Origin of the sequence: Nonomuraea gerenzanensis, assembly GCF_020215645.1 — a bacterium.
GTDB classification, from domain to species: domain Bacteria; phylum Actinomycetota; class Actinomycetes; order Streptosporangiales; family Streptosporangiaceae; genus Nonomuraea; species Nonomuraea gerenzanensis.
This window is the reverse complement of record NZ_CP084058.1, coordinates 4,230,738-4,257,162: the sequence shown is the minus strand read 5'-3', so window position 1 is coordinate 4,257,162 and position 26,425 is coordinate 4,230,738. Positions and strand designations below refer to the sequence as shown.

The 26,425-nt window shown below is 71.7% G+C and carries 26 protein-coding genes; 19 read left to right on the top strand and 7 right to left on the bottom strand.

The genetic code is table 11. The features are described 5' to 3' along the window. Nucleotides 1–53 precede the first annotated feature (53 nt). From LCN96_RS20270 to LCN96_RS20245, 6 genes are read left to right on the top strand one after another with little or no spacing between them, the layout of a single operon-like run. Entirely contained in the window at nucleotides 54–1,337 is a 1,284-nt protein-coding gene (locus LCN96_RS20270; protein WP_225274421.1) for an ABC transporter substrate-binding protein, read from the top strand. A gap of 57 nt (nucleotides 1,338–1,394) precedes the next feature. Then, complete coding sequence (locus LCN96_RS20265) at nucleotides 1,395–2,351, top strand: carbohydrate ABC transporter permease (protein ID WP_225274420.1); 957 nt, start codon at nucleotides 1,395–1,397, stop codon at nucleotides 2,349–2,351. Then, nucleotides 2,348–3,178 carry a carbohydrate ABC transporter permease gene (locus LCN96_RS20260; protein WP_225274419.1) on the top strand — a complete coding sequence of 277 codons (831 nt, stop codon included), beginning with the start codon at nucleotides 2,348–2,350 and terminating at the stop codon, nucleotides 3,176–3,178. Before LCN96_RS20265 ends, LCN96_RS20260 begins: the two co-directional genes overlap by 4 nt. Beyond that, on the top strand, nucleotides 3,175–4,584 hold the full coding sequence (locus LCN96_RS20255) for a GH1 family beta-glucosidase (RefSeq protein ID WP_225274418.1): 1,410 nt from the start codon (nucleotides 3,175–3,177) through the stop codon (nucleotides 4,582–4,584). Before LCN96_RS20260 ends, LCN96_RS20255 begins: the two co-directional genes overlap by 4 nt. Continuing rightward, nucleotides 4,565–5,563, top strand: a complete 999-nt coding sequence (locus tag LCN96_RS20250) for a LacI family DNA-binding transcriptional regulator (RefSeq protein WP_225274417.1) — start codon at nucleotides 4,565–4,567, stop codon at nucleotides 5,561–5,563. The genes LCN96_RS20255 and LCN96_RS20250 overlap by 20 nt, the downstream gene beginning before the upstream one ends. A gap of 10 nt (nucleotides 5,564–5,573) precedes the next feature. Then, a complete protein-coding gene (locus LCN96_RS20245; RefSeq protein ID WP_225274416.1) occupies nucleotides 5,574–6,557 on the top strand; it encodes a phosphotransferase family protein in 984 nt (327 codons plus the stop codon). Nucleotides 6,558–6,606: 49 nt separating this feature from the next. Here the strand turns inward: LCN96_RS20245 and LCN96_RS56590 are convergent, their stop codons facing one another. Both LCN96_RS56590 and LCN96_RS20235 read right to left on the bottom strand, forming a co-directional pair. Beyond that, nucleotides 6,607–8,829, bottom strand: a complete 2,223-nt coding sequence (locus LCN96_RS56590) for a M64 family metallopeptidase (protein WP_263657495.1) — start codon at nucleotides 8,827–8,829, stop codon at nucleotides 6,607–6,609. Between the two features lie 45 nt (nucleotides 8,830–8,874). Further along, the gene (locus LCN96_RS20235) at nucleotides 8,875–9,756 is read right to left on the bottom strand and encodes an anti-sigma factor (RefSeq protein ID WP_225274415.1); all 882 of its coding nucleotides are present in this window, start codon (nucleotides 9,754–9,756) and stop codon (nucleotides 8,875–8,877) included. A 121-nt stretch (nucleotides 9,757–9,877) separates the two neighbouring features. Here LCN96_RS20235 and LCN96_RS20230 point away from each other — a divergent pair, with 121 nt between their 5' ends. From LCN96_RS20230 to LCN96_RS20220, 3 genes are all read left to right on the top strand, one after another. After that, a complete protein-coding gene (locus LCN96_RS20230) occupies nucleotides 9,878–11,074 on the top strand; it encodes an FAD-dependent oxidoreductase (protein ID WP_225274414.1) in 1,197 nt (398 codons plus the stop codon). Nucleotides 11,075–11,165: 91 nt separating this feature from the next. Then, the gene (locus LCN96_RS20225; RefSeq protein WP_225274413.1) at nucleotides 11,166–12,503 is read left to right on the top strand and encodes a class II 3-deoxy-7-phosphoheptulonate synthase; all 1,338 of its coding nucleotides are present in this window, start codon (nucleotides 11,166–11,168) and stop codon (nucleotides 12,501–12,503) included. 159 nt (nucleotides 12,504–12,662) lie between these two features. Further along, a complete protein-coding gene (locus LCN96_RS20220; protein WP_225274412.1) occupies nucleotides 12,663–13,430 on the top strand; it encodes an SAM-dependent methyltransferase in 768 nt (255 codons plus the stop codon). Nucleotides 13,431–13,501: 71 nt separating this feature from the next. Here LCN96_RS20220 and LCN96_RS20215 read toward each other — a convergent pair whose 3' ends face one another. Continuing rightward, a complete protein-coding gene (locus tag LCN96_RS20215; RefSeq protein ID WP_225274411.1) occupies nucleotides 13,502–13,876 on the bottom strand; it encodes a thioredoxin family protein in 375 nt (124 codons plus the stop codon). A gap of 194 nt (nucleotides 13,877–14,070) precedes the next feature. On the opposite strand from LCN96_RS20215, the gene LCN96_RS20210 reads away from it, so the two are divergent. Further along, nucleotides 14,071–15,474: a pentapeptide repeat-containing protein gene (locus LCN96_RS20210; RefSeq protein ID WP_225274410.1), complete on the top strand. Its 1,404-nt coding sequence runs from the start codon at nucleotides 14,071–14,073 to the stop codon at nucleotides 15,472–15,474. Here the strand turns inward: LCN96_RS20210 and LCN96_RS20205 are convergent. The 3 genes from LCN96_RS20205 to LCN96_RS20195 are packed head-to-tail and all read right to left on the bottom strand — an operon-like array spanning nucleotide 15,468 to nucleotide 16,625. Continuing rightward, the gene (locus LCN96_RS20205; protein ID WP_225274409.1) at nucleotides 15,468–15,929 is read right to left on the bottom strand and encodes an SRPBCC family protein; all 462 of its coding nucleotides are present in this window, start codon (nucleotides 15,927–15,929) and stop codon (nucleotides 15,468–15,470) included. The two genes, LCN96_RS20210 and LCN96_RS20205, sit on opposite strands and share 7 nt — an antisense overlap. Next, entirely contained in the window at nucleotides 15,907–16,251 is a 345-nt protein-coding gene (locus tag LCN96_RS20200; protein ID WP_225274408.1) for an ArsR/SmtB family transcription factor, read from the bottom strand. The genes LCN96_RS20205 and LCN96_RS20200 overlap by 23 nt, the downstream gene beginning before the upstream one ends. After that, nucleotides 16,248–16,625: a VOC family protein gene (locus tag LCN96_RS20195; protein ID WP_225274407.1), complete on the bottom strand. Its 378-nt coding sequence runs from the start codon at nucleotides 16,623–16,625 to the stop codon at nucleotides 16,248–16,250. Before LCN96_RS20195 ends, LCN96_RS20200 begins: the two co-directional genes overlap by 4 nt. A gap of 101 nt (nucleotides 16,626–16,726) precedes the next feature. Between LCN96_RS20195 and LCN96_RS20190 the strand changes: the two genes are divergently transcribed. Then, complete coding sequence (locus tag LCN96_RS20190) at nucleotides 16,727–17,392, top strand: permease prefix domain 1-containing protein (protein ID WP_225274406.1); 666 nt, start codon at nucleotides 16,727–16,729, stop codon at nucleotides 17,390–17,392. Between the two features lie 52 nt (nucleotides 17,393–17,444). Here the strand turns inward: LCN96_RS20190 and LCN96_RS20185 are convergent, their stop codons facing one another. Beyond that, the gene (locus tag LCN96_RS20185) at nucleotides 17,445–17,780 is read right to left on the bottom strand and encodes a PadR family transcriptional regulator (protein WP_225274405.1); all 336 of its coding nucleotides are present in this window, start codon (nucleotides 17,778–17,780) and stop codon (nucleotides 17,445–17,447) included. Nucleotides 17,781–17,866: 86 nt separating this feature from the next. Here LCN96_RS20185 and LCN96_RS20180 point away from each other — a divergent pair, with 86 nt between their 5' ends. The 8 genes from LCN96_RS20180 (at nucleotide 17,867) to LCN96_RS20145 (ending at nucleotide 26,417) form a co-directional block, all read left to right on the top strand. Next, nucleotides 17,867–19,033 (top strand): cytochrome ubiquinol oxidase subunit I, encoded by a 1,167-nt coding sequence (locus LCN96_RS20180; protein ID WP_225274404.1) that lies wholly within the window; start codon nucleotides 17,867–17,869, stop codon nucleotides 19,031–19,033. Between the two features lie 14 nt (nucleotides 19,034–19,047). Then, the gene (locus tag LCN96_RS20175; protein ID WP_225274403.1) at nucleotides 19,048–19,812 is read left to right on the top strand and encodes a cytochrome d ubiquinol oxidase subunit II; all 765 of its coding nucleotides are present in this window, start codon (nucleotides 19,048–19,050) and stop codon (nucleotides 19,810–19,812) included. A gap of 30 nt (nucleotides 19,813–19,842) precedes the next feature. Continuing rightward, nucleotides 19,843–21,885, top strand: a complete 2,043-nt coding sequence (gene cydD / locus LCN96_RS20170; RefSeq protein WP_225274402.1) for a thiol reductant ABC exporter subunit CydD — start codon at nucleotides 19,843–19,845, stop codon at nucleotides 21,883–21,885. After that, nucleotides 21,882–23,783 (top strand): amino acid ABC transporter ATP-binding/permease protein, encoded by a 1,902-nt coding sequence (locus LCN96_RS20165; protein ID WP_225274401.1) that lies wholly within the window; start codon nucleotides 21,882–21,884, stop codon nucleotides 23,781–23,783. Before cydD ends, LCN96_RS20165 begins: the two co-directional genes overlap by 4 nt. 85 nt (nucleotides 23,784–23,868) lie before the next feature. Then, nucleotides 23,869–24,486, top strand: coding sequence for a hypothetical protein (locus LCN96_RS20160; RefSeq protein WP_225274400.1), 618 nt, complete (start codon nucleotides 23,869–23,871; stop codon nucleotides 24,484–24,486). 2 nt (nucleotides 24,487–24,488) lie between these two features. After that, nucleotides 24,489–24,803, top strand: a complete 315-nt coding sequence (locus LCN96_RS20155; protein WP_225276017.1) for a winged helix-turn-helix domain-containing protein — start codon at nucleotides 24,489–24,491, stop codon at nucleotides 24,801–24,803. Beyond that, nucleotides 24,803–25,684 carry an ABC transporter ATP-binding protein gene (locus tag LCN96_RS20150; RefSeq protein WP_225274399.1) on the top strand — a complete coding sequence of 294 codons (882 nt, stop codon included), beginning with the start codon at nucleotides 24,803–24,805 and terminating at the stop codon, nucleotides 25,682–25,684. Before LCN96_RS20155 ends, LCN96_RS20150 begins: the two co-directional genes overlap by 1 nt. Continuing rightward, nucleotides 25,677–26,417, top strand: coding sequence for an ABC transporter permease (locus LCN96_RS20145; protein WP_225274398.1), 741 nt, complete (start codon nucleotides 25,677–25,679; stop codon nucleotides 26,415–26,417). Before LCN96_RS20150 ends, LCN96_RS20145 begins: the two co-directional genes overlap by 8 nt. Nucleotides 26,418–26,425 lie beyond the last annotated feature (8 nt).

Here is a 26,425-nt window from a genome sequence, read left to right as displayed (position 1 = left end):
TGATGATCAGCAAGCGTCGCGGCGGTCTTGCCGCGGCTTCGGCCTTGGCCGCGGTGGCGCTTACCGTCACGTCCTGCGGTTCCGGCGGCACTCCGGAGTCCAGCGCTCCCGCCTCGTCGGCGGCCGCCCAGCCGGTCACGATCCGGGTCCAGACGTTCGGCGGCGGCGAGAACTTCGGCTACAAGAACGCCATCGCCAAGTGGAACGCCGAGCACAAGGACATCCAGATCAAGCACGAGAACCTGACCGACCAGTTCGAGCAGCAGTACTGGCCGCAGATGATCCAGTGGCTGACCTCGGGCTCCGGCGCGGGCGACGTCGTCGGCATCGACGAGGGCGGCATGGGTCTGGCCAAGGCCCGTACCGAGTGGTGGGCCGACCTGAAGGAGTACGGCCTGGAGTCGCGCAAGGCCGACTTCCCCGCGTGGAAGTGGGAGAACGGTGTCGCCGCCGACGGCAAGATCTTCGCCCTGGGCACCGACATCGGCGGCATGAGCCTGTGCTACCGCAAGGACCTGTTCGAGAAGGCCGGCCTGCCCTCCAACCGCGACGAGGTCAGCGCCCTGTGGCCGTCCTGGGACGAGTTCATGAACGTGGGCAAGAAGTTCCAGGCCAAGGTCAAGGACACCAAGTGGGCTGACGGCACCAACACGCTGTACCAGGTCGTCCTCTACCAGGAGGCGGCCAAGAACGGCAACGTCAGCTACTTCGACACCAGCAACAACCTCATCGTCGACAAGAACCCGGCGGTGAAGACGGCCTTCGACTTCGCGATGAAGATGAGCCAGCAGGGCATGACCGCCAAGCTGCGCAACTTCACCGACGAGTGGGCGACGGGCACCCAGAAGGGCTCGTTCGCCACGGTCGGCTGCCCGTCCTGGATGCTCGGCGTGGTCAGCGGCAACGCCGGCGACGACGGCAAGGGCAAGTGGGACGTGGCCGCGGTGCCCGGCGGCGGCGGCAACTGGGGCGGCTCCTGGCTGGCCGTGCCCAAGCAGTCCAAGCACCCGAAGGAAGCGGCCATGGTCGCCGACTACCTGACGCAGGCGCAGACCGAGGCGAGCATCTTCACCGACTTCGGCAACATGCCGAGCAACACCAAGGCGCAGCAGGACCCGGCGGTGCAGGGCGCGAAGAACGAGTTCTTCAACGACGCCCCCATCGGTGAGATCTTCGCCAAGTCGGCGGCGAGCCTCCAGCCGGTCTTCCTGGGTGTGAAGCACGCCCAGGTCAAGAACGCCGTCGAGTCGGTCATCCAGGGCATGGACGACGGCTCCGTCCCCTACGACAAGGCCTGGCAGCAGCTGGTCGACGACGCGGTGAAGGCCGCGGGCTGATCATCCCGCCCGGCCCGCCAGCCGCGGGCCGGGCATGTTGCCGCCGAAAGGTCTGTTATGAGCCTCGACACCCTTCCACGGGCGTCACGGAACACCCATCGCCGTGACCGCCCGCCCGGCCGCCGCTGGCGTTCCCGACTGGACGTCAAAGCGATGCCGTACTTCCTGGTGTCCCCGTATTTCATCCTGTTCGCCGCCTTCGGACTCTTCCCGCTGGCCTTCACGCTCTACTACTCGCTCTACGACTACGACCTGACCGGGACCACGGAGTGGGCCGGGTTGGGGAACTACACCGCGCTGCTGGGTGACGACGACTTCTGGCGCGCCACGGTGAACACGGTGGCCATGTTCGTCATCGCCACCGTCCCCCAGATGTTGCTGGCCCTGTTCCTGGCCAACGCGCTCAACAAGCACATGCGCTTCCGCCTGCCGATCCGGATGAGCGTGCTGCTCCCGCTCGTCACGTCGGTGGTCGCGGTCGCGGTGGTGTTCACGCAGCTGTTCGCCCGTGACTGGGGTCTGGTCAACTACCTGCTGGGCCTGGTCGGGGTCGAGAACACGAACTGGCGGGCGGAGCGCATCCCGTCGTGGATCGCGATCGCCACCATGGTCGACTGGCGCTGGACCGGCTACAACGCGATCATCTTCCTGGCCGGCATGCAGACGATCCCGAAGGACCTGTACGAGGCGGCCTCCATCGACGGCGCCTCGCGGCGCAGGCAGTTCTGGCAGATCACGCTGCCGATGCTGCGCCCGACGATGATCTTCGTGGTGCTGAACTCCACGATCGGCGGCCTGACGCTGTTCTCCGAGCCGATGACGTTCTACAACGGCAACCCCGACGGCGGCTCGCAGGGCCAGTTCCAGACGGTGGCCATGTTCGTCTACAAGGAGGCCTTCCGTGAGTTCGACTACGGCTACGCCTCCGCGGCCGCCTGGCTGCTGTTCCTGCTGATCCTCATCGGAGCGGCGATCAACTTCCTGTTCGTGCGCAGGATCGGGGGCACACGATGACCGTCTGGAAACCGACCGTCCTGACCAGGGTGCTGCTGGGGCTGGCGATCTTCGTCTCGGCGTTCCCGCTGTACTGGATGCTGGTCATCGCCTCGCGGACGAACGCCGACGCGGTGGCCTCGCCGCCGAAGTTCCTGCCCGGCGGGAACCTGGGCGACAACATCGTGCGGGTGCTCACCCACCCCGAGGCCCAGTTCCTGCTGGGCCTGACGAACTCGTTCATCGTGGCGAGCGTCGTCACCGTCTCCGTCATCCTCATCTCCACGCTGGCCGGCTTCGCCTTCGCGAACCTGAACTTCAAGGGCCGCAACGCGCTGCTGCTGCTCGTGCTGCTGACGATGGCGGTGCCGCTGCAGCAGATGGGCGTGGTGCCGCTCTACCGGCTCATGGTGAGCCTGGAGTGGACCAACACCCTCAAGGCGGTCATCCTGCCGTACCTGCTCAACGGGTTCGGCGTGTTCCTCATGACGCAGTACACGCGGCAGTCCGTGCCGATGGAGCTGGTCGAGGCCGCCCGGGTGGACGGCGCCGCCACGCTGCGCATCTGGTGGAACGTCGTGCTGCCGGCCGTGCGGCCCGGCATGGCGGTGCTCGGCATCAACACGTTCATGCTCATGTGGAACGACTACATGTGGCCGCTGATCGTGCTCAACCAGGAGAACCCGACCGTGCAGATCGCCATCAACGGCCTCAACGCGAGGTTCTCCACGGAGTACTCGTTGATCTTCGCGGGTACGGCGTTGTCCATCATCCCGCTCGTGCTGGTTTTCGTCCTCTTCGGCCGTCAGATCGTCGGCGGACTCATGGAAGGTGCGGTCAAGGCGTGACGACACAAGAAGAACAGACGCGTACCGAGCTGCGCTTCCCCGCGGGCTTCGCGTGGGGGGCCGCGACGTCGGCGTACCAGATCGAAGGGGCCGTCACCGAGGACGGGCGCGGCGCGTCGATCTGGGACACCTTCACCGCGACGCCGGGCAGGATCCTCAACGGGCACAACGCGGACGTGGCCATCGACCACTACCACCGCTACCGCGACGACGTCGCCATCATGGCTGACCTGGGCCTGTCGGCCTACCGGTTCTCCGTGTCCTGGCCGCGGATCCAGCCGGCCGGCTCCGGCGCGGTCAACCAGAAGGGCCTGGACTTCTACAAGCGGCTCTGCGACGAGCTGCGCCAGCACGCCATCGACCCGTGGCTGACCCTCTACCACTGGGACCTGCCGCAGGCGCTGGAGGACCAGGGCGGCTGGCCCAACCGCGACACGGCCTACCGCTTCGCGGAGTACGCGGCGGCCGTCCACGACGCGCTCAAGGACTACGTCCACACCTTCAGCACGGTCAACGAGCCATGGTGCGCCGCGTTCCTCGGCTACGCCTCGGGCGAGCACGCCCCGGGCAGGCGCGAGCCGGAGAACGCGATCAGGGGCGCGCACCACCTCAACCTGGCTCACGGCCTGGCCGTGCAGGCGATGAACGCGCGCAGAGTCGGCGGCTGCGTGAACCTGTACGCCATCAGCCCGGAGACCGACAGCGAGCGGGACCTGGACGCCGCCCGCCGCATCGACGGCCTGCAGAACCGCTTCTTCCTGGACGCCCTGCTGCTGGGCCGCTACCCGGAGGACGTGCTGGCGGACCTGCCGTTCGACAAGGACTTCATCGAGCCGGGCGACATGAAGACCATCAACGCGCCCATCGACGTGCTGCTCGTCAACTACTACAGCCGCTTCACGGTCTCGGGAGCACCGGGAGGCGCGCAGTCGGCGGCGGCCGCCCCCACGGACTCGGGGTCCCCGTGGGTGGGCAGCGAGCACGTCTCGTTCGTCAACGGCGGCCGGCCGGTCACCGCGATGGGCTGGGAGATCGACGAGGGCGGCCTGGTGGAGATCCTCACCAGGGTGGCGCGGGAGTACCCGCCGATCCCGATGGTCGTCTCCGAGAACGGCGCGGCCTTCGAGGACGTGCTGGACGAGGGCCGCATTCACGACCGGGAGCGGCTGGCCTACGTCGAGGCGCACCTGGGCGCCTGCAAGGAGGCCATCGACGCGGGCGTGCCCCTGGAGGGGTATTTCGCCTGGTCACTGATGGACAACTTCGAGTGGGCGTGGGGCTACGGCAAGCGGTTCGGCCTGGTTCGCGTGGACTTCGAGACCCAGGAACGGCTGGTGAAGGACAGCGCGCTCTGGTATGCGGAGATCATCCGGCAGAATAGGCGCCATGAACCGACCGACTCTTGAGGCAGTCGCGGCTCGGGCCGGGGTAGGCCGGGGCACGGTGTCTAGAGTCATCAATGGCTCGCCGAACGTCAGCGCGAAGGCCCGCGAGGCCGTCGAGCTGGCCATCCGCGAGCTGGGCTACGTGCCCAACCGTGCGGCGCGGGCCCTGGTCACGCGCCGCACGGACACGGTGGCCCTGGTGGTGTCCGAGTCCCAGTTCCGGGTCTTCGACGAGCCGTACTTCGCGGGCACGATCCGCGGCATCGGCTCGGCGCTGGCCGAGACCGGGTTGCAGCTCATCCTGGCGATGGCGCGCACCCCGGAGGAGCACGCGCGGCTGGAGCACTACCTGACCGGCCAGCACGTCGACGGCGTGCTGCTGCTGTCGCTGCACGGCGCCGACCCGCTGCCGGGCAGGCTGGAGGCGATGGGCGTGCCGACCGTGCTGGGCGGCCGTCCCGTCGGCCTCGACCCCTACAGCTACGTGGACATGGACAACAGGGCCGGGGCCCGGCAGGCGGTCAAGCACCTGCTGGGTCTGGGCCGCAGGGCGATCGCCACGATCGCCGGGTCCCAGGACATGGGTGTGGGTGTCGACCGTCTGTCGGGTTACCGCGACGCGCTGCTGCCGTCCGGCCTGCCGGAGCTGGTGGCCTACGGCGACTTCTCCGAGCACAGCGGGGCGACGGCGATGCACGAGCTGCTGCGCACGCATCCCGACCTCGACGCCGTGTTCGCCGCGTCCGACCCGATGGCGCTGGGCGCGATGCGCGTGCTCAAGGCCGAGGGCCGGTCGGTGCCCCGTGACGTGGCGGTGATCGGGTTCGACGACTCCAAGGCGGCGCTGCACGCCGATCCGCCGCTGACCACCGTGCACCAGCCGACCGAGGCCATGGGCCGGCAGATGGCGCAGCTGCTGGTGGCCAGGATCAACGGCGAGGAGCTGCGCCAGCCCGTCGTGATCCTCGACACGCACCTGGTGCGCAGGGAATCCGCCTGAGAGGGGTGACGTGGACAGCAGGACCAAGCGCCGGTTATCCGACGCCGAGCTCGACGCGCTGGTGCGCCGTGCGGTGGGCGCGGGCGTCACGGCCGCCACCGAGCTGACCGACGGCTACGCCAACGCCGTGTGGCGGCTGAAGCTGGACGACGGGCGCGAGGCGGTGCTCAAGCTGTCTCCCCCGCCCGACCTGGAGCAGCTCAGCTACGAGCGCAACCTGCTGCGCATGGAGGCCGCCGCGATCGGCCTGGCCGCCGCGGCGGGCGTGCCCGTGGCGGGGCTGCTGCGGGCGGGCTACGACGACCCGGTGCTCGGCGGCGACTACCTGCTGCTGGCCGCGCTCGACGGCGTGTCGTGGAACGACGTCAAGCCGGACAACCACGCGGAGCTGCGCAGGGAGCTGGGCGGGCATCTGGCCAGGTTCAACGCGGTGACGGGCGAGGTGTTCGGCTACCCGCACGCGGGGATCACCGGCGCCACCTGGCCCGAGGCGTTCCTGGCGATGACGGCGGCGCTGCTGGGCGACACCGAGCGGTACCCGACGCCGCTGCCGCGGCCCGCCGGGGAGATCCAGGCGGTGTTCGAGGCGGCGGCGCCGGCGCTGGCGGAGGTGACGACGCCGCGGCTGGTGCACTTCGACGTGTGGGCGGGCAACGTCTTCCTCGACCTGAGCGGGACGCCGCGGATCCAGGCGATCATCGACCACGAGCGGGCCTTCTGGGGCGACCCGCTGGCCGAGTTCGTGACGCCGACGATCTTCGGGGAGCTGGCGGAGGACGATCCGCTGCTGGCGGGCTACCGCGAGGTGAGCCCGGTGGAGCTGACGCCGGCTGCGCGCACCAGGCTCGACCTCTACCGGGCCTATCTGTACCTGATCCTGCTGGTCGAGAACGGACCCCGGCAGTACCCGCCGGACGAGTACGCCAGGGTCCGCGATGCGGCTACGGCGTCACTGACGGACGTGCTGGACCGCCTGGTGAGCGCCGCGTCCTGACCTCACGGGCCGGCGTGCCGGACCGTCTGGTGAGCGCCGCGTCCTGACCTCACGGGCCGGCGTGCCGGACCGCCTCGTACGGGCGGCCGGCTGACCGCCCGCCGGACAGGTCGCCGCATCGGCTGCCGCCCTTGATCGTGTTGGGCACGTCGAGGTCGGCGGGCGTGTCGCCGGTGCAGGCGAGCGCGCCCTTGATCGTGCTGCCCGACAGGATCGGCGCCGTGTTGCCGCTGAGCAGCACGGCGCCGCGCACGTCCGCGCCCACGACGGTCAGCCCGGCCGCGCCGCTGACGGCCAGCGCGCCGTCCACGCGGGCGCCGAGCAGGTGCACCTGGGCCGGTCGCACCGCGTTGAGCGCGCCGGTGATCCGGCCGCCGTCGACGACCAGCGACGCGCCGGGCCTGACCGTGACGACGCCCGTGACCTGGGCACCGTCGAGGCAGGTGACGCCGCCGGTGACGGTGAGCGGGCCCCGGTGGGTGCCCGTGACGGTGCTGGTGCAGGCGGGCGGCGGGGCGATGGTGGTGACGGTGAAGTGCTCGGCCCGGCCGTGGTTGCCCGCGGCGTCGATCGAGCGGTACTCGATGGTGTGCCTGCCGCGCGGCAGCTTGCCGTACACGAGGGAGTCGATCACCGTGCCCTGCTCGGAGAACGTCCACGGCAGCTCGGAGGACGTGGGCCAGCCGAAGTAGTTGAACCAGCCGTCGCCGTCCACCCGCGACTCCGAGACCACGTACCCGTCGCGGTCGTCGGTGCCGGTGAGCCGCATGGTGAAGGGGCCGTTGTAGACGTAGGTGTCGCCGGACCCGGCCAGCGGCGGCGACAGCTCGTACGCCGTGCTCGGGCCGGTGGCGTCGACGGTCCAGGTGAGGGTGCGCCCGCCGAGGGTCGCGGTGAGCGGCCCCGGTTTCACGTCCAGCTCGCCCAGGTCCAGGTCGGTGCCGTGGTAGGTGCGGCCGTTCAGGGTCCAGGTGACGTCGGGGACGGTGGTCGCCGGGTGCGTGGTCTCGACGTACACGACGTCCTCGCGGCCGAGCGGCCGGTCGGTGGGTGTGGCGGAGACGATCGCGGGCTCGGCGCCGTCCGGCGGGGTGGTGATGGCGGTGTCCACGGTCCAGGTGCGGGTCCTGGTCATGGCGGCCCTGATGGCCGGGTCCCGGACGAACGCGGTCGGGTCGGTGACGGTCGCGGTGACCGTGTGGGTGCCCGGGGTCAGGCCGAGGGTGCGCAGGTCGAGCGAGTCGCGGTCGCCGGGCAGGTCCCGGCCGTCCACGGCCCAGGTGGTGCGCAGGGAGTGGCTGACGGGGCGCATCGGCTCGACCCAGAGCACGCGGTCGGCGCCGACGGGCGCCTCCGCGGGCGTGGCGTCCTGGATCAGCATGGTCTTGGCGGTGATGCGCTGCGTCATGACCTCGCGGCTGACCTGGTCGAAGTAGTAGCCGAGGGTCTTCATCATCGAGTGGGCGCTGGGGCGCCACACGCCGGTCGTGTAGTACAGGCCACCCTCGTAGCGGCCGATCGGGCCGCCCGACTCGCTGGGCTCGCCGAGCCAGCGCCACCACTTCCTGCGCTGGTCGAGCAGCTCCTGCGCCGTGAGCAGCGTGTGGTGGGCGCTGGACGGCTCGCCGCCCTGGTACGCGCCGCCGGGGACGCCGCGCTGGTAGTAGTCGTACTCGTCCTGGAGGCCGCCCAGGGAGTGGCCCAGCTCGTGCGGGCTGATCAGGGCGGACATGCTGTTGCTGCCGGAGGCGGTGGCGTAGGAGCCGCCCGCGCCGCCGTACGTGCCGCTGTTGCCCAGGGCGAGGATCTGCCGGTTGCCTGAGGTGGTGCCGGTGACCAGGTCGGCGTAGCGGGTGGCGGCGGCGTTGTCCATGGTGATGAGGCGCTGGACGCTGGCGGGGTTGCAGCGGCCCCAGAAGCCCATGCTGAGCGGGGTCGTGCGGCGGGGCGCGTCGAGGCCGGGGTCGCAGCTGATGCCGGACTCACCCGAGACGATGTCGACGCGGTAGACGTTGATGTAGTTCCGGTAGGACTTGAACGGCTCGATCGACCACATCACGTTGAGGTGCCGGTCGGCGTCGGCGCGGAATCTGGCCTGCTCGGCCTCGGTGTAGCCGTCACCGAGGAGGATCAGGTTGAACCTCTTGGCCGGCGAGCCCGTCACCTGGACGGGCACCACCGTCGCCGAGCCGGGCTCGGCCGCGGCGGCGGGTGCCGCTGGGGACACGCATAACAGGGCGGTGGCCAGTGTCAGGGCGGCGAAGATACGCATGATCGAGTATCGGGCCGGCCGGGCCGCTCGTCCATCCCTGTTCGATCACGCCTCGGGCAATTCGGCCAGCATGATGGGTTGCGTGGTGGGCCGTTCGGAGCCGCCGGCGGGCTCGATGGTGAGCGCCACGTGCCCGTCGCGGTCCAGCGGCGCCAGCGTCATGGGGTGGCTCACGCCGTCCTGCCGCCGGTCGAGCAGCCCGGCGGGGCGCGGCCCCTCCGGGCCCATGAGCCACAGCTCGTACCCCTTGGTGTCGGGCAGCTCGGCCAGGCCGGACGAGGTGAACACCATGCGGCCCATGTCGCGCGAGATCACGACGGTGGCGGTGCCGCCGGTGGTGACGGGCTCGCGCATGGTCTTGGCGTCGGGCGCGGCCAGCACCGCAACCATCTCCTCGTTCCTGCTGGTCAGGTCGCCGAGGTCACGGCGGGCGTCGAAGGCGACCGCGCCGAGGGCGACGGCCGCCGCGGCGGAGACCGCGGTCAGCGCCGCCATCAGCCGGGTGCGCCGGCGCCGCAGCGGCACCACCCGCTGCCCGTTGTCGGCCGTCACGGGGATCGACGGCCCCGGCCGGTAGGCCGGCTCCTCCGGCGGCAGGCTGAGCGTCGCCGGCTGCTGCGTGTCGCCCGGCGCCGGCGCGGCGGCGGGCGGGCGTCTCCAGACGGTCGGGCTGTCCTCGCGCACCTGCTGCGGCGGGTCCTCGAAGCCCCGTGACCGGGAGGCGGCGTCGAGCAGGCGCTGCCGCAGCCTGGCGGGCGGCCGCTCGGCCACCGTCTCCGCCAGCCTCGCGGCCGTCTCGCGCAGGTGCCGCACCTCGGCCGCGCACGTGGCGCACGCATGCAGGTGCTTGTCGAACAGCACCCACTCGGCGTACGGCAGTGCGTGCACGGCGTAGGCGCCAGAGAGGGTGTGGAGTTCGTCCTTCATATCCACTCCCTGTGTGTGAGAGGCGGCTCACTGCATGTACTTCGGTGGCTCGGGCACGCCGGATTGCTGTGAGCCTTGCTCATTTCGCATGAGATGGCACAATCTCACTAGGTGATGAATTATGAGCTGTGTGATAGCGGGCGGCGGCCCGGCGGGTGCGCTGCTCGCCCTGCTGCTGGCCAGGTCAGGCGTCGAGGTGACGCTGCTGGAGAAGCACGGCGACTTCCTGCGTGACTTCCGGGGTGACACCATCCACCCCTCGACGCTGCAGGTGCTCGACGAGCTGGGGCTGGCCGGGGAGTTCCTGGAGCTGCCGCACCGCAAGGCGTACGACCTGTTCATGGTCACCGACCGCGGCGACGTGCGGATCGCGACCCTGCGCCGGCTGCCGGGCCGCTACCGTTACGTGGCGTTCGTCCCGCAGTGGGACTTCCTCAACCTGATCACGTCGGCGGCCGGGCGCCACCCGGGGTTCAGGCTGCTGATGAACGCCGAGGCGTACGACTTGATCCGCGAGGGCGGCGCGGTGCGCGGCCTGCGCTACCGCGACGCCTCGGGCGAGCACGAGATCAGGGCGGAGCTGACGGTCGCCGCCGACGGGCGGCACTCGGTGCTGCGCAAGCGGGCCGGCCTGGTGCCGGAGAGCCTGGGCGCGCCCATGGACGTGCTGTGGTTCCGGCTGCCCCGCGAGGCCGGCGACCGCGACGACACGTTCCTGCGCATCTCGCCGGGGCACATGATGGTCGCGATCAACCGGGAGAGCTACTGGCAGCTCGCCTACCTGATCCGCAAGGGCGGCTACGGCGAGCTGACCCGGCAGGGCATCGACGCGCTGCGCGGCCCGGTGGCCCGGCTGCTGCCGTGGCTGGGCGAGCGGGTCGCGGGGCTCGGCTCCTACGACGACGTCAGCGTGCTCACGGTCATGATCGACAGGCTGCGCCGCTGGCACCGGCCGGGGCTGCTGGTCATCGGGGACGCCGCGCACGCCATGTCGCCGGTGTTCGGCGTGGGTATCAACCTGGCCGTGCAGGACGCCGTGGCCACCGCCAACCTGCTGGCGGGCCCGCTCCGCGCGGGCACGCCGATCCCGGAGTCGGCGCTGCACCGGGTGCAGCGCCGCCGCATGCTGCCGACCAGGGTCACGCAGGCGGCCCAGCGGGTGGTGCAGAACCTGGTGATCAGCCGGGCGCTGACGCACCGGCTCGACCCGTCGGGGCTGCCGCCGGACCTGACGAGGATCCCGGTGCTCAACAGAGTGGCCCCCCGTTTCATCGGCCACGGGGTGCGGCCGGAGCACGTCACTGTAAAGGAACTTTGACTGCCCCTGGGTTCGTCTTCGTATAACCGCATTCTCACAACGTGGACAAGGGGGTCGGTGGGGCCGAGCCAGTGGAATACCCTCGTATCTCGTGAGCAGCAATCTAGTGGATCTCGATTCCTGGCGAGCCCTCCCCGCGGCGCAGCAGCCCGACTGGCCGGACCGCGGCGAGCTCGACAAGGTTGTCGCCGAGCTCGGCGGCCTGCCCCCGCTGGTCTTCGCCGGCGAATGCGACCAGCTCAAGGAGCAGATGGCCGCGGTGGCCCGCGGCGAGGCGTTCGTCCTGCAGGGCGGTGACTGCGCCGAGACCTTCGCCGGCGCCACGGCCGACAACGTGCGCCAGAAGTTGAAGACGTTGCTGCAGATGGCCATCGTGCTGACGTACGCGGGCCGGGTGCCGGTGGTGAAAATCGGCCGGGTCGCCGGTCAGTTCGCCAAGCCGCGCTCCAAGGGCACGGAGGTGCGCAACGGCGTCGAGCTGCCCGCCTACCGCGGCGACATGGTCAACGGCTTCGACTTCACCGCCGAGGCGCGCAGGCCCGACCCGTGGCGGCTGCTCAAGGCGTACCACTCCTCCGCCGTGACGCTCAACCTGGCGCGCGCCTTCACCAAGGGCGGCTACGCCGACCTGCGGCAGGTGCACGCGTGGAACCAGGACTTCGTGGCCGAGTCGCCCGCCGGGCGCCGCTACGAGCAGCTGGCCAGGGAGATCGACCAGGCGCTGGCGTTCATGCGGGCGTGCGGGGCCGATCCCGAGGAGTTCCACACGGTCGAGTTCTACTCCTCGCACGAGGCGCTCATCCTCGACTACGACCGGGCGCTCACGCGCATCGACTCGCGTACGGGGCTGCCCTACGACGTGTCGGCGCACATGGTCTGGATCGGTGAGCGCACCCGCCAGCTCGACGGGGCGCACGTCGACTTCTTCGCCAAGATCCGCAACCCGATCGGCGTCAAGCTGGGCCCGACGACCTCGCCCGACGAGGCGCTGGCCCTGATCGACAAGCTCAACCCGGCCAACGAGGCGGGGCGGCTCACGTTCATCACCCGGATGGGCGCCTCCAAGATCCGCGAGCACCTGCCCGCGCTGGTCAAGGAGGTCACCGCGACCGGCGCCAAGGTGGCCTGGATCTGCGACCCGATGCACGGCAACACCTTCGAGGCGCCGAGCGGCCACAAGACGCGCCGCCTCGACGACGTGCTCGACGAGGTGGCCGGCTTCTTCGAGGTGCACCGCTCGCTCGGCACGCACCCCGGCGGCATCCACATCGAGTTCACCGGCGACGACGTGACGGAGTGCGTGGGCGGCGGGTTCGAGATCGGCGAGACCGACCTGGCCACGCGCTACGAGACGGCGTGCGACCCCCGGCTCAACCGCGGCCAGTCGCTCGACCTCGCCTTCCGGGTGGCGGAGCTCTACCGCGGCTGATCCCGCTCCGCGCGGGCGGGCCGGCTGCGGCGCGCGCCGGCTCCGTCACGCGCGGTTCGAGTGATTTACCTCTCATTTCCGCAAGTACCGAATAGCCGGTGACGTACCACCCTCCGGAGCTATGATCACCCCGAAAGACGCCTTTTTTCGGGAGACAAAGTGGACAATGCTCCGGAGGGGGTCGACCCCAACGTCCCCAACGTCGCGCGTATGTACGACTACTACCTCGACGGTAAGGACAACTTCGCCGCGGACCGGGCGGCGGCGGAGCAGATCCTCAAGAACTTCCCCGACACCAAGACGGGCGCCCGCGCCAACCGCGCGTTCCTGCGCCGCGCCGTGCGCTACGTCGTGGACCAGGGCGTGCGCCAGATCGTCGACCTCGGCGCCGGCCTGCCCACGCAGGGCAACACGCACGAGATCGCCCCCGAGGCCCGCGTGGTCTACGTCGACTACGACTCGGTGGTGTGCGTGCACGGCAGGGCGCTGCTGGCCAGGAAGGACAACGTCGACTTCCTGCAGGCCGACGTGCGCGAGCCGGACGCGCTGCTCGACAAGCTGGGCGGCCTGATCGACTTCGAGCGGCCGGTGGCGTTCCTGGCGCTGGCGATCCTGCACTTCATCCCCGACGACGTCGCCTACGACGTGGCGGCCAAGCTGCGCAAGGCGAGCGCGCCGGGCAGCCACCTGGTGATCAGCCACGCCGTGGACCCCACGCCGGACGTCACCCCGCAGGCGCTGGAGATCTACAAGAAGGCCACGGCCTCGCTGAACCTGCGCACCCGCGAGGAGATCCTGCGCTTCTTCGAGGGGTACGAGCTGGCCGAGCCGGGGCTGACGTACCCGAACGGCTGGCGCCCCGACGACCCGGACGCGCCGGGGAACGGCATCGACTTCGGCTACGTGGGCGTCGGCCGCAAGCTCTGACGCGGCCGCGCACCGCCCCCGAAACGCGCGAAAGCCCCGCCGCAGGGCGGGGCTTCGTCATGAGAAGAGGGTCAGTTCTGCTGGGCGTTCTTCAGCTCCTCGCTGAGCTCGGCCCTGATGGCGTCCATGTCGAGTGCCCTGACCTGGCTGATCAGGTCTTCGAGGGCGGGCGCGGGGATGGCGCCGGCCTGGGCGAAGACCACGATGCCGTCGCGGATGGCCATCAACGTGGGGATCGAGGTGATGTCGAACCCCTGCGCGAGCCCCTGCTCGGCATCAGTGTCGATCTTGCCGAAGGTGATGTCCCCGTGCTTGTCGGACGCCTGCTCGAAGATCGGGCCGAACTTCTTGCACGGCGGGCACCACTCGGCCCAGAAGTCGAGCAGCACGATCCCCTTGTCGGCGATGTCGTTGAAGTTCTTCTCTGTTACTTCGATGGTCGCCACAAGTGGCTCCTCGCTCGTTGTCGATAGTCGGTGCATCGGTCTCAACCACGTACCCGACACCAGCATTCCATGCCCCGCCGCCGCCCACGGCACGTGACCGAGCGGACGATTTAGACTGCATATATCCCTGAAAATGGGTTTAGACCCTAAAATTGGCGAACCTTGACGTGGGCCCCGGCGGGTATCACCCATGCATGGACTGGGTCACCTGCGCGTATTCGGCTGCTTGCACCGGAGTCGCTAGCCGGCCTTCGGGCCTCTGCCTGGCTCACCTCGAACCCGGACAACTCGGCGCCGCCCTGGCGGAGCTCTCCCCCGGCCGCCTGCTCGACCTGCGGGGCACCACCGTCACCAGCGATCTGCTGTCCAGGGTGCTGGAGGCCACCGGCCGCAGGCCCGGCCGCACCCGGCTCGACCGGGCCAGGTTCACCGGCGACGTCAGGCTGTCGGGGGTGACGTTCGCCGGGGACGTCTCGCTCGACGGTGCCCGCTTCGACCGGCTCGCCTCGTTCTTCGGCGCCCGGTTCGAGGGCAACGTGTCGCTGGCCGGCGTGCGGTTCGCCAGGGAGCTGTCCTTCCACGGGGTCACGGTGCGCGGGCACGCCTCGCTCGACCGGGCCGTGATGTCGCGTGACGCGCTGTTCAGCCAGGCCGCGTTCGGTCACGGGCTCTCCTGCGAGCGGGCCAGGTTCGACGGGTACGCCACCTTCGACGGCGCCCGGCTCGGCGACGGGGCCGCGTTCCGAGGGGCCCGCTTCGGCCGCACGCTGTCGTTCAGGAAGGTCAGCGGGCACGCCGGGTTCGAGTCGGCGCACTTCGCCGCCGACGCCTACCTGTCGGCCACCGGCAGGCTCTCGGCGGTCAGGGCGCGCGCCGACGGGCTGCTCGACGTGGCGGTCGCGCGGTGCGGTGTGGACCTGCGGCGGGTGGAGGTGGCGGGGCCCACGACCCTGCGGCTGACGGACTCGCAGGCCGACCTGGAGGGCGCGGTGCTGCGCGGGCCCGCCACCGTCATGGGGCGGGGCAGGTCCACGCTGACGTCGCTGCGGCAGGTCGACGCGGCCAGTCTGGAGCTGCTCCGGCTGGACCTGTCGGCGTGCCGGTTCGCCGGGCTGGCCCATCCCTCCGGGGTGCGGGTGAAGGAGTGCACGTTCGCGCTCACGCCGCGCGGGGTGCGGGTGAGCCTGCGCTGGCCGATGCTGCGCTGGTTCTCGCGGCGGCGGGCGCTGGCCGACGAGCGCCCCCTGCACGACCGCCGCTCCGGCCCCGGCGGATCCGGCGGATCCGGCGGATCCGGCGGTCCAGGCGACCCCGGCGCCTCACCCGACCGGCTCGCGGCGCTCTACGCGGGGCTGCGGCCCGCCGACAGCGCCACCTCGGCCGACTTCGCCTTCGCCGCCATGGAGATGCGCAGGCAGGCCGGTCACGGGTGGTGGCTGTCGGTGTCGTGGCTGCTGTGCGGCTACGGGATGCGGATGGGCCGGGCGGCCGTCTGGCTCGCGCTGCTGGTGGCGCTGATGGCGGCGGCCGTGGCGTGGAGCTCCACCTCCCACGCCGGCGGCAGGGCCGAGAGCGTCAGCCCGGCCCTGCATCACTGACGTGGCGCCGCCGGCTCCGCGGCGATCCGCTCGATGGCGCCGAAGATGCGCGGCCAGCCGCCGCCCATGATGCGCCGGGAGAGCTGCTGCAGCTCGTCGCCCGGGTCGAAGCCCTCATGGTCGAGGAAGAGGCGGGTGCCCTTCCCCTCGGGCTCCAGCCGCCAGGTGACCGTCCAGTCGGCCCGCTTGCCGTCGCTCCAGCTGATCCGCAGCAGCTTCTCCGGCTCGACGCGCAGCACCTCGCAGTGGACGATCCCGTCGAAGCCGACCTGCTTCTTGGGCTGCGTGGTGAAGGTGAAGCGGTGGCCCACCTCCGCCTTGAAGTCGCCCGGCATGAGCCAGCGGGCCACCAGGTCGGGCTCGGTGAGCGCCCGCCACACCTTCGCGGGCGGATGCGCGATGAACTGGTCGAGCCTGATCGCGCGCAGGTCCTCAGCCGTCGGTTCGTGGGCCATCGTCATCTTCTTCCATCTCGTCGAGGAGCGCGGTGAGTGCGGTGAGCCGCTCGCGCCAGAACCGCTCGTACGGGGTGAGCCAGTCGCGGATCTCCATGAGAGGCGCCGCCTCCAGCCGGTAGTGCCGCTCCCTGCCCTTGCGGGTCTCGGCCACGAGCCCGGCGTCCTTGAGCACCTTGAGGTGCTCCGACACGCTGGGCCTGCTCATGTCGAACCGCTCGGCCAGCCGCCCGGCGGGCTGGGCGCCCTCGTCGAGCAGCAGGCGCAGCAGCTCGCGCCTGGCCGGGCTGGCCAGGGCGGTGAACACGTGATCGGCGCTCACGTCCAGCTGACCGTCTCGCCGGCCATCTCGCTGACCACGAATCCGTTGCCGAACGGGTCGTGGAAGAGCAGCTGACGGCCCCACGCCTGCTCACTGGGCCCCTCGAAGGCGATCCCGCCCTCCTGGAGCGCGGCGGCCAGCGCGTCGAGGTCGGGGGCGCCCAGCACGAGGCCGCCGATCGGCGCCATCCCGGGGAACCAGGAGGCCAGCAGCAGCGTGGTCGCGGCGCCCTTGGGCGCGACGGTGAGCCAGCGGCCCATCGGGAACGGGTTGTCGGTGCGGACCTCGAAGCCCAGCACGCCGGCGTAGAAGCCGAGCGCGCCTTCCTGGTCGGCGACCGGCACGGTGACCGTGAGAACGGAGGAGATGAGCATGTCAGCCACTATACGTAGGAATTTTCCTACATGACAACCCGGACCAATCTCAGGGTGCTCCCCGATGGACCCCCTAGATCGCCGTCCGTAGACTGGGGGCCATGCTCATCGACGACTACGTGGCCGAGCTCGACGGCGCCCTGAGCGGGCCGCGCGGCGCCAAGCGCGACCTGGTCGTCGAGGCTCGCGACAGCCTGGTCGACACCGCCGAGGCGTTCGAGGCAGGCGGCCTGCCGCGGGCGGAGGCCGAGCGGCTGGCGGTGGCGGAGTTCGGCGAGGTCCGCGAGGTCGCGCCCGGCTACCAGGCGGAGCTGACCGCCGTCGCGGGGCGGCGGCTCGGGGTGCTGCTGTTCATCAGCGTGCCGCTCACCGTGGCCATGTGGTCGATGCTGTGGCGGATCTTTCCCGGCACCGACCAGACCTGGCTCAGCCAGCCGTGGTGGTACTCCCCCGCCTCCAAGCTGCTCGACCTCGTCCAGCTCGGCACCGGCCTGTACGGCGGGCTCGTGCTGTTCGCGCTGAGCCGGGGCGCGCGCTGGCTGCGCCGGCCCCGGCTGGCGACCAGGTCGCTGGGCGTGCTGGTCTTCGCCTCGCTGCCGATCACGGCGGCGCTGAGCATGCTGATGACCTTCGGCATGGACTCACCCAACACCCTGCACGGCCTGCCCGCGCTGCTGGCGAACGTGGTGACCTCGGCCATGTGGGCGATCCAGATCTACTGCGCCTCGCGGTGCGTGCGCATCACGCGGGCGGCCGAGCACCAGTAGCGCGGCTCACGGCGTACGACTGGCGCGGCTCACGGCGTACGACTGGCGCGGCTCAGCGCACGGCGCTCGCCTCCGCCCGCAGGACGCTGCCGATCACGCTGGTGAACTCCTGCCAGGCCGACCGCTCCCCCTGGAGCTGCCTCCTGCCCGAGTCGGTCAGCCGGTACGTGCGCCGCTTGCGCCCGCCCACCGTCGCCCACTCGCTCGACAGGTAGCCGATGCGCTCCAGCCTGCGCAGCGCCGGGTAGACGGTGCCCGTCGGCACGTTGAGCGCGCCTCCGCTGCGTTGCTGCAGCGCCTCGATGATGGCGTAGCCGTGCAGCGGCTCGCGCTCCAGCACTGAGAGCAACAGGGCGTCCATGTGCCCGCGCAGCGCATCCGGGTTCATGCCTCTGATCCTAGACACCGTTCCGCTAAGTAGCCAGTCTACATGTAGGCTGTCTATATGTAGGTAGGCACAATAACGGAGTGGTCATGGACGTACTGGATCTGGCACGGACACAGTTCGCGGTGACGGGCAGCCTGCACTTCCTGTTCGTGGTGCTCACGCTGGGCCTGGCGCCGCTGGTGGCCATCATGCACACCCGGTGGGCGCTGTCGGGCAGGCCGGTGCACGAGGGCATGACGCGGTTCTGGGGGCAGATCTACGTCATCAACTACGCGCTCGGCATCGTGACCGGGCTGGTGATGGAGTTCCAGTTCGGGCTGGCGTGGAGCGGGCTGTCGCACTACGCGGGCGACGTGTTCGGCGCGCCGCTGGCCATGGAGACGCTGGTCGCCTTCTTCCTGGAGTCCACGTTCCTCGGCCTGTGGATCTTCGGCTGGCACCGGCTGCCCAAATGGGCGCACCTGGCGTGCATCTGGCTCGTGACGCTGACGGCGTACGCGAGCGCCTTCTTCATCATGGTGGCCAACTCGTTCCTGCAGAACCCGGCGGGGGCCGTCCTCGGCGACGGCCGGATGGAGCTGGTCGACTTCGGCGCGCTGCTCACGAACGAGGCCCTGGTCTTCGCCTTCCCGCACGTGATCGGGGCCGGGCTGTTCACCGGGGGCATGGTGCTGGTGGGCGCCAGCGCCTACCGGCTGCGGCGCGGGGCCGGGGAGGCCGAGTTCTTCGGCCGGTCGCTGCGGACGGGCGTGGTCACGGCGGCCATCGGCATCGTGCTGACCATGGGCTTCGGGTACGCCCAGTTCGCCGCCGTCCCCGAGGACAAGTTCGGCAGCCACAACCCGCTCGCCGCCACCGGGCTCGGGTTCATGATCGAGTTCGGGCAGTTGCTGGGGCTCGTCGTGCTGCTTGTGATGCTGCCGATGATCGGGATCCTGCCGCGGGCGCGGTGGACGCATCCGATCCTGATCGCGATGACGCCGCTGCCGTTCGTGCTGTCCATCCTCGGCTGGATGGCCAGGGAGATCGGCCGCCAGCCGTGGATGATCTGGGAGCGGCTCACCGTGGCCGACGCCCTGTCGCCCGGCCTGACGCGGGGGATGGTGACGACCTCGCTGATCGGGTTCGCCGCCGTGCTGGGGCTGCTGGCCGTCGTCGACTACGTGCTCATCGCCCGGGTGATCAGGCGCGGCCCGCGCGCCCTCGACCTCGGCGCCCGCGAAGAGCCGCCCACCCCCGCGCTGAGCCACTGAGGAGTGTCCCCGATATGGAAGTGATCTGGTTCGCCGTCTTCACGGCGCTGCTGGCCGGCTACTTCGCGCTCGAAGGCTTCGACCTGGGCGTGGGGCTGCTGCTGCCGGTGCTGGGCAGGACGCGCGGGAGCCGGGACAGGATGGTCGCCGCCATCGCCCCGTACGTGCTGGCCAACGAGGTGTGGCTGGTGGCGGTGGCCGGGACCCTGTTCGGCGTCTACCCGCTCCTCGAAGGCGAGGTGCTGTTCGGGCTGTACCCGCTGGTCGTGGCCATGCTGCTGTGCTGGGTGCTGCGGGACGCCGGGCTGTGGTTCCGCCGCAGGCTGGACGGCTCCGCCTGGCGGGGCTGCTGGGACGCGGCCATCGCGTTCGGCTCCCTGGGGCTGTCCGTGGGCTGGGGCATGGCCCTGTACGCCGCCGCCACCGGCTTCGAGTCCTCGCCCGTGCACCCGCTCGGGCTCCTGCTCGGCCTGGTGGTGACGCTGCTGTTCGCCTTCCACGGCTGGACGTTCCTGGGCTGGCGGACGCCGGGCACGTTCGGCGTCACCAGGCCGGGGCGGGTGCTGCTGGTGACGGGGGTCCTCGCCGCGCTGCCCGTGCTGGGGGTGCTGGGGGGCGCGATGCCGTACCTGCTGGAGCACAGCGCGCCCGCTGGCACACTGGATGTGCTCAGTGTCATGGTCCTGCCGTTCGCACCCGTCATGCTGGGCGCGCAAGTATGGGTATGGCGCACTTTCCGGCCAGGCAAGGACGCCTTCCGTCTCCCGTCGTTCTTCTGAGGGCACGTGCACAAGGGTCTGACTTCACTCATGCGGGCCGAGCGCTCGGTCCGCCTCCACCTGGGCGTCACCTTGGCCGCCGCCGTGCTGGCGGGGCTGCTCGTGCTGGTGCAGGCCGAGCTGCTGGCCGGGGTGCTGTCCGGCCGCTTCGCCACCGGGGCGCTGGCCGTGCTGGCGGCGGTGGTGGGCGTGCGGGCACTGCTGGCGTGGACGCAGGGCGTCTTCGCCGGGCGCGGCGCCACCGGCGTGAAGTCCGCCCTGCGGCACCGGCTGCTGGAGCGGCTGCGCGAGCTCGGCCCCGCCCGACTCACCGCGCACCGCTCCGGCGAGCTGGTCACGCTGGCGGGGCGCGGCCTCGACGGGCTCGACAACTACCTGACCGGCTACCTGCCCTCCATCGCGGTGGCCGCCGTGGTGCCCGTGGCCGTCCTCGTCCGGCTGTTCGCCGCCGACCTGGCCAGCGCGGTGATCGTGCTGGTCACGCTGCCGCTCATCCCCGTCTTCGGCGCGCTGGTCGGGATGACCACGAAGGCCGTCACCGAGCGGCAGTTCGTGGCGCTGTCGCGGCTCGGCGGGCACTTCCTCGACGTGGTGCGCGGCCTGCCCACCCTGCGCGCCTTCGGCCGGGCCCGCTACCAGGCCACCGTCATCCAGCAGATCGCCGACGCGCACCGCTCCGCCACCATGCGCACGTTGCGGGTGGCGTTCCTGTCGTCGCTGGTGCTGGAGCTGTGCGCGTCGCTGTCGCTGGCGCTGGTGGCGGTGCCGGTCGGGCTGCGGCTGCTCGGGGGGTCGCTGGATCTGACGACGGCGTTGCTGGTGCTGCTGCTGGCGCCGGAGGCGTACCTGCCGCTTCGGGCCATGGGGACGCGGTTCCACGCCTCCATGGAGGGGGTGGCCGCCGCCAACGCGGCCTTCGCCGTATTGGATCGGGCCGGGGACGAGCCGGGCCCGGAGACGGCCGGTGAGCGCGGGGCGGCGGGGACCGCCGGTGAGAGCGGGCGTGAGGCGCCGGAGAGCGGCCGTGAGGCGCCGGAGATCCGGCTGGAGAACGTCACCGTGCGCTATCCCGGCCGCGACGGCGCCGCGCTGGAGAACGTCTCGCTCACCATCCGGCCGCGCGAGCGGGTCGCCCTGGTCGGTGAGAGCGGTGGCGGCAAGAGCACCCTGCTGCACCTCATCCTCGGCTTCGTCCAGCCGTCCGAGGGCCGCGTCCTGGTGGACGGCACGGACCTGCGCGACCTCGACCTGGCGAGCTGGCGGGCCCGGCTGGCGTTCGTGGCGCAGCGGCCGCACCTGTTCGCCACGTCGGTCGCCGACAACATCCGGCTCGGCGCGCCCTCGGCCTCTCCGGACGACGTGCGCAGGGCCGCGGCGGCGGCGCACGCGGACTTCGTGGCGTCCCTGCCCCAGGGGTTCGACACGGTGCTGGGCGAGCGCGGCACCAACCTCTCGGCCGGCCAGCGCCAGCGCATCGCCCTGGCCCGCGCCTTCTGCCGGCCGGGCGCGTCGGTGCTGCTGCTGGACGAGCCCACGGCCCGGCTGGACGGGCGCAGCGAGGCCGCGGTGGTGTCGGGCACCGCGGAGCTGTCCCGCGGTCGCACGGCCGTCATCGTCGCGCACCGGCCCGCCATGATCGACCTCGCCGACCGCGTCATCCGCATCCACGAGGGCCGCGTCATCTCCGACACCACCCACCGCACCCCCATCACCGCCGACCCGCACTCCACCGCTGAACGGCGGGCCACCGCTGAGCCGGAGGCCACCGCTGACCGGCAGGCCACCGCCGCGCCAGCTGCCACCGCTGACCGGCAGGCCACCGCTGACTCACACGCTCCCGCCGAGCCGCAGGCCACCGAGCCGCAGATCATCGCCGCGCCGGCGGCCACCACCGCTGAGCCGCAGGACACCGCTGAACCGCAGGACACCGCTGACCCGCCAGGCGCTGCCGACCTGCCGGCGTCCGCCGCCTCCCCGCGCGCCGGCCGGTCAGGCGACGGACCGGCGGACGGCGACGGGCCGGGCCGGGGCGAGGCCGCGGCGGTGGCGCGTCACGAGGGGAGCAAGCGATGAACCGCCGGATGGGAACGCGGCTGGTGTGGGCCGTGCTGGCGGGAGCGGCGGCCGACCTGGCCGGGCTCGGGCTGATCGCCGCCGCCGCGTGGCTGATCACCCGGGCCGCCGAGCAGCCGCCGCTGGCCGCGTTGAGCGTGGCGATCGTGGCGACCAGGGCGTTCGCGACCGGCAAGGGCGTCTTCCGTTACGCCGAGCGCCTCACCGGCCATGACGTGGCCCTGCGCGCCCAGGCAGGCACCCGGGAGCGCCTGTACGAGGCTCTCATCCCGCCCCAGCGCCCCCGCCACGGCGGCGCCGACCTGCTCAGCCGGATGGTGGACGACACCGAGGCCGTGCAGGACCTGCTCGTCCGCTGCCTGCTGCCCGCAGCGGCGGCGGCGATGGCCGGGCTGGCGGCGGTGGTCGTCGGGCTGGCGATCCTGCCGGTGGCGGCGCTGGTGCTGGTGGCCGGGCTGGTGGTGGCCGGGGTGGCGTTGCCCGCGGGCACGGCGGCCGCGGCGCGCCGCTGGTCGGCCAGGATCGCGCCGGCGCGGGCCGCGCTGGCGGGCCGGGTGGCCGACCTGGTGCACGGCTCCGCCGACCTGGCCGCGTACGGGGCGGACGACGAGGCGCTGGCGAAGGCGCTGGCGGCCGACGCGGGCCTGGCGGCCCTGGAGCGCCGCCAGGCCCGCGTGCACGCCGCCGCCCTCGCCGGCGGCACGCTGGTGCAGGGGCTGACGGTGGCCGGGGTCGTGCTGCTCGCTCAGGGTGCCGGGGCGGGGTCGGTGGGGACGGCGGTGCTGGCGCTGACGTCCCTGGTCGCCTTCGAGCCCGTGTTGCCGCTGGCGGCGGCTGGTGAGCGGATGGCGGGCATCACGGCGGCGCTGCGGCGGTTGCGGGACGTACGCTCGGCCGCGCCGGCGACGGCGGAGCCCGCCGCGCCCGCACCCCGGCCCGAGGCGCCGCTGACCGTCGAGATCACCGACCTCGTGGTCCGCCACCCGGCCCCGGACGAGACCGACCACCGGCCCGCAACGGAAGCGCACACCGCCCCGGGCAGGTCCGCGCGGCCGGAACCGGCCGTAGCCAGGCGGCCGGCGCTGGACGGGACCGCGCGGCCCGAACCGGCCGGGGCCGCGCGCCCCGAACCGGCCGGGGCCGCGCGGCCCGAACCGGCCGGGGCCGCGCGGCCCGGAGCAGCCGGGGCCGCGCGGCCCGGAGCAGCCGTGGCAGGGCGGCCGGCGTTGGACGGGGTGTCGTTGCGGTTGACGCCCGGCAAGCGGGTCGCGATCGTCGGCCCCAGCGGGGCGGGCAAGAGCACGCTGCTGGCCGCGCTGATGCGCCTGGTCGAGCCCGAGTCCGGCACGATCACCGTCAACGGCACCCCCCTCGAAGACCTGGCGGGCGACGACGTGCGCACCCTGATGACGGGCCTGACCCAGGACCCGTACATCTTCCGCGCCTCCCTGCGCGACAACCTGCGCCTGGCGGGCCCCGACGCCGACGAGGACACGCTGCGCCGCGCCGTACGGGACGCCAGGCTGGACGGCTGGGTGGAGCGCACCGGCTGGGACGCCGAGCTGGGCGAGGACGGCCGGACCGTGTCCGGCGGCCAGTTGCAGCGGCTGGCCCTGGCCAGGGCGTTGCTGTACGACCCGCCCGTGCTGCTGCTCGACGAGCCGGCCGAGGCGCTCGACGAGGAGACGGCCGACCGGTTGATGGCCGACCTGCTGGACGTCACCCGCGACCGCACCACGCTGCTCGTCACCCACCGGCTCAAGGGGCTGGAGTCGGTCGACGAGATCGTCGTGCTGGAGGAGGGCCGCGTCGTCCAGCGGGGACGGCACGACGAGCTGGTCTCCGTGCCCGGCTACTACCGCGACCTGTGGGAGTCCGAGGTCCTGACCAGGCGATAGCCCCTGCCCCGCCGCTGCGGGTTGAGTTTGCGGCGCCATCAGGTTTATGATGCAAACCAGTTTGCAGGATCGAGGAGTTTGCACCGTGGACGACGAGCGGGCACCGAGCCCGGAAGAGACGCTCCGGGTCATCGAGGAGCAGAGCGCCGCCACCACGCGGTGGCTCTACGGCGATCCCCTGCTGCTCTACGTCCCGTGGGGCGTGGCCTGGGTGCTCGGCTTCACCGCGTTGTTCCTGCACTACGGCCTCGACGGGCGGTCCTACGCGCCGATCAGCCAGATGCAGGCCGTGGGCGTGCTGATGGCGGCGCAACTCCTCGCCGGCGGCATCGCCGCCCTGGGATTCGTCCGGCTGAACAAGGTGCTGCGCGGCGACTCGAACGCCAGAGGGACCATGTTCGGATACGCCTGGTTCGCCGGGTTCGCGCTCATGACCGTCCTCTGCAACAGGATCACCCCGCACCTGCCGCCGCAGGAGAGCGGCCTGCTGTGGGCGGGCTCCTCCCTGATGCTGGTGGCGGCGCTGCAGATGGCGGGCGGCGCGGTCTTCCTCAACTGGCCGATGTTCTTCTTCGGCGCCTACGTCGGCGCCGTGAACGCGCTGGGCGTGCTGCTCGGCGCCGGATGGCACGCGCTGCTGACGGCCGTGCTGCTGGGCGGAGGTTTCATCGCCGTCGGGGTGGTCCTGAGGCGCTGCTCGTGACGATGGACAAGGCGTTGCCCGAGCTCGACCCCGTCATCCACGCCCAGGCCAGGCTGCGGGTGGTGGCCGCGCTCAACGTCCTCGGCGAGGGCGACGAGATGGCGTTCAACTCGCTGAAGGATCTGCTCGGCATGACGGCGGGCAACCTGTCGGTGCACCTGACCAAGCTGGAGGAGGCCGGGTACGTGGCCATCAACAAGACCCACCGAGGCCGTACGCCGGTCACGTTCGTGGCTCTCACCAGGCGCGGGCGGCTGGCTTTCGAGGACTACACCAGGGCCATCCGTACCCTGCTGGACAACGCTGGAGGCGTGTGATGACGGTGCTGGCCCGGGCGGTCGAGGTGTCCCGCCGCTACGGCGAGGTGCAGGCGCTCGACCGCGTCTCGCTCGACATCAGGGCGGGCGAGCTGGTCGGCCTGCTCGGCCCCAACGGCGCGGGCAAGTCCACCCTGATCAACCTGTTCGTCGGGCTGCGCAGGCCCACGTCGGGCAGGGTCGAGCTGCTCGGCGGCTCGCCCGCGGATCCGGTCGTGCGCCGCGGCATCGGCGTGACCCCGCAGGAGACGGGCCTGCCGGAGGTGTTACGGGCCGGGGAGATCGTCGACTTCGTCTCGGCGCACTTCCCCGACCGCGAGGACAGAGGCGAGCTGCTGGCCCGCTTCGGGCTGGGCGACCTGGCCAAGCGGCAGGTCGGCGGGCTGTCCGGCGGGCAGCGGCGGCGGCTGGCGGTGGCGCTGGCGTTCGCGGGCAGGCCGCGGCTGGTCTTCCTCGACGAGCCGACGACCGGGCTGGACGTGGAGGCGCGGCGCGCGCTCTGGGACGGCATCAGGTCCTTCCACGAGGACGGCGGCACGGTGCTGCTGACCAGCCACTACCTGGAGGAGATCGAGGCGCTGGCCGAACGGGTGGTGGTGGTCGGCTCCGGCAGGGTGCTGGCCGACGACACCGTGCGCGCGGTGCGCGACGTCGTGGGCGTGCGGCGCGTCTCGCTGGTCGCCGAGGACCTGCCCGAGCTGCCCGGCGTGCTGGGCGCCGAGCGCGTGGACGGGCGGGTCAACCTGATGACCGCCGATCCCGACCGGCTGGTCGTCGAGCTCGTCCGCAGCGGCACGCCGTTCTCCGGCCTGGAGATCAGGCCGACCACCCTCGAGGAGGCCTTCCTCACCCTCACCGCGAAGGAGACGGCCCATGCCTAGCCTGGCTTCCGCGCACCTGAGGCTGTTCCTGCTGGAGCAGGTCAGGGTGCCCGTCGGGCTGCTGGCCGGCGCGCTGTTCCCGGCCATCTCGATGGTGGCGTTCGTGGTGCCGTTCGCGGGCGACGATCCGAAGGCCGCGACCATGGCGACCGGCTCGATGATGTTCTTCGGCGCGATGGCCGGGACCCTCGTCAACCTGAGCATCACCGTGGCCCAGGACCGCGAGCTGCCGTGGAACCCCTACCTGCGCACGCTCCCCGCCGGCCCGTTCCCCCGCTTCACGGGGCGGATCCTGGCGGCGCTGGCCGTCACGCTGGTGTCGGTCGTGCCGGTGCTGCTGGTCGCGGCGTTCCTCACCGAGGCGACCACCACGCCGCTGGGGCTGCTGCTGGGACTGGGCGCGCTGGTCGTGGGGGTCGTGCCGTTCATGCTGATGGGCCTGTTCATCGGGTCGCTGATGTCCGCGAAGGGGGCGATCGCCGCCTCGCAGGTGCTGTTCTTCCCGATGGCGATCCTGGGTGGGCTGCTGCTGCCGCCGGCGTTGCTGCCCGACTTCGTGGAGGTCGTCTCCCCGTACGTGCCGACCAGGGGTGTGGCCGAGCTGCTGTGGGCGGTCGCGGCGGGCAACACGCCCGACGCGGTGGCGCTGATCTCGCTGGCCGGGTGGACCGTGGTGGCGGCGATCGCGGCGGCCTGGGCCTACCGGCGCGACGAGGGCCGGCGCTTCAGGTGAACCGGATT

Excerpts from the sequence above, each read along its gene's own strand:
- LCN96_RS20265 (WP_225274420.1), top strand. The coding sequence starts at position 1,395 with ATGAGCCTCGACACCCTTCCACGGGCGTCACGGAACACCCATCGCCGT.
- LCN96_RS20250 (WP_225274417.1), top strand. The coding sequence starts at position 4,565 with ATGAACCGACCGACTCTTGAGGCAGTCGCGGCTCGGGCCGGGGTAGGC.
- LCN96_RS20190 (WP_225274406.1), top strand. The coding sequence starts at position 16,727 with ATGCTCATCGACGACTACGTGGCCGAGCTCGACGGCGCCCTGAGCGGG.
- cydD (WP_225274402.1), top strand. The coding sequence starts at position 19,843 with ATGCGGGCCGAGCGCTCGGTCCGCCTCCACCTGGGCGTCACCTTGGCC.
- LCN96_RS20230 (WP_225274414.1), top strand. The coding sequence starts at position 9,878 with ATGAGCTGTGTGATAGCGGGCGGCGGCCCGGCGGGTGCGCTGCTCGCC.
- LCN96_RS56590 (WP_263657495.1), bottom strand. The coding sequence starts at position 8,829 with ATGCGTATCTTCGCCGCCCTGACACTGGCCACCGCCCTGTTATGCGTG.
- LCN96_RS20185 (WP_225274405.1), bottom strand. The coding sequence starts at position 17,780 with ATGAACCCGGATGCGCTGCGCGGGCACATGGACGCCCTGTTGCTCTCA.
- LCN96_RS20150 (WP_225274399.1), top strand. The coding sequence starts at position 24,803 with ATGACGGTGCTGGCCCGGGCGGTCGAGGTGTCCCGCCGCTACGGCGAG.
- LCN96_RS20155 (WP_225276017.1), top strand. The coding sequence starts at position 24,489 with ATGGACAAGGCGTTGCCCGAGCTCGACCCCGTCATCCACGCCCAGGCC.
- LCN96_RS20145 (WP_225274398.1), top strand. The coding sequence starts at position 25,677 with ATGCCTAGCCTGGCTTCCGCGCACCTGAGGCTGTTCCTGCTGGAGCAG.
- LCN96_RS20260 (WP_225274419.1), top strand. The coding sequence starts at position 2,348 with ATGACCGTCTGGAAACCGACCGTCCTGACCAGGGTGCTGCTGGGGCTG.
- LCN96_RS20205 (WP_225274409.1), bottom strand. The coding sequence starts at position 15,929 with ATGGCCCACGAACCGACGGCTGAGGACCTGCGCGCGATCAGGCTCGAC.
- LCN96_RS20180 (WP_225274404.1), top strand. The coding sequence starts at position 17,867 with ATGGACGTACTGGATCTGGCACGGACACAGTTCGCGGTGACGGGCAGC.
- LCN96_RS20195 (WP_225274407.1), bottom strand. The coding sequence starts at position 16,625 with ATGCTCATCTCCTCCGTTCTCACGGTCACCGTGCCGGTCGCCGACCAG.
- LCN96_RS20210 (WP_225274410.1), top strand. The coding sequence starts at position 14,071 with ATGGACTGGGTCACCTGCGCGTATTCGGCTGCTTGCACCGGAGTCGCT.
- LCN96_RS20235 (WP_225274415.1), bottom strand. The coding sequence starts at position 9,756 with ATGAAGGACGAACTCCACACCCTCTCTGGCGCCTACGCCGTGCACGCA.
- LCN96_RS20175 (WP_225274403.1), top strand. The coding sequence starts at position 19,048 with ATGGAAGTGATCTGGTTCGCCGTCTTCACGGCGCTGCTGGCCGGCTAC.
- LCN96_RS20165 (WP_225274401.1), top strand. The coding sequence starts at position 21,882 with ATGAACCGCCGGATGGGAACGCGGCTGGTGTGGGCCGTGCTGGCGGGA.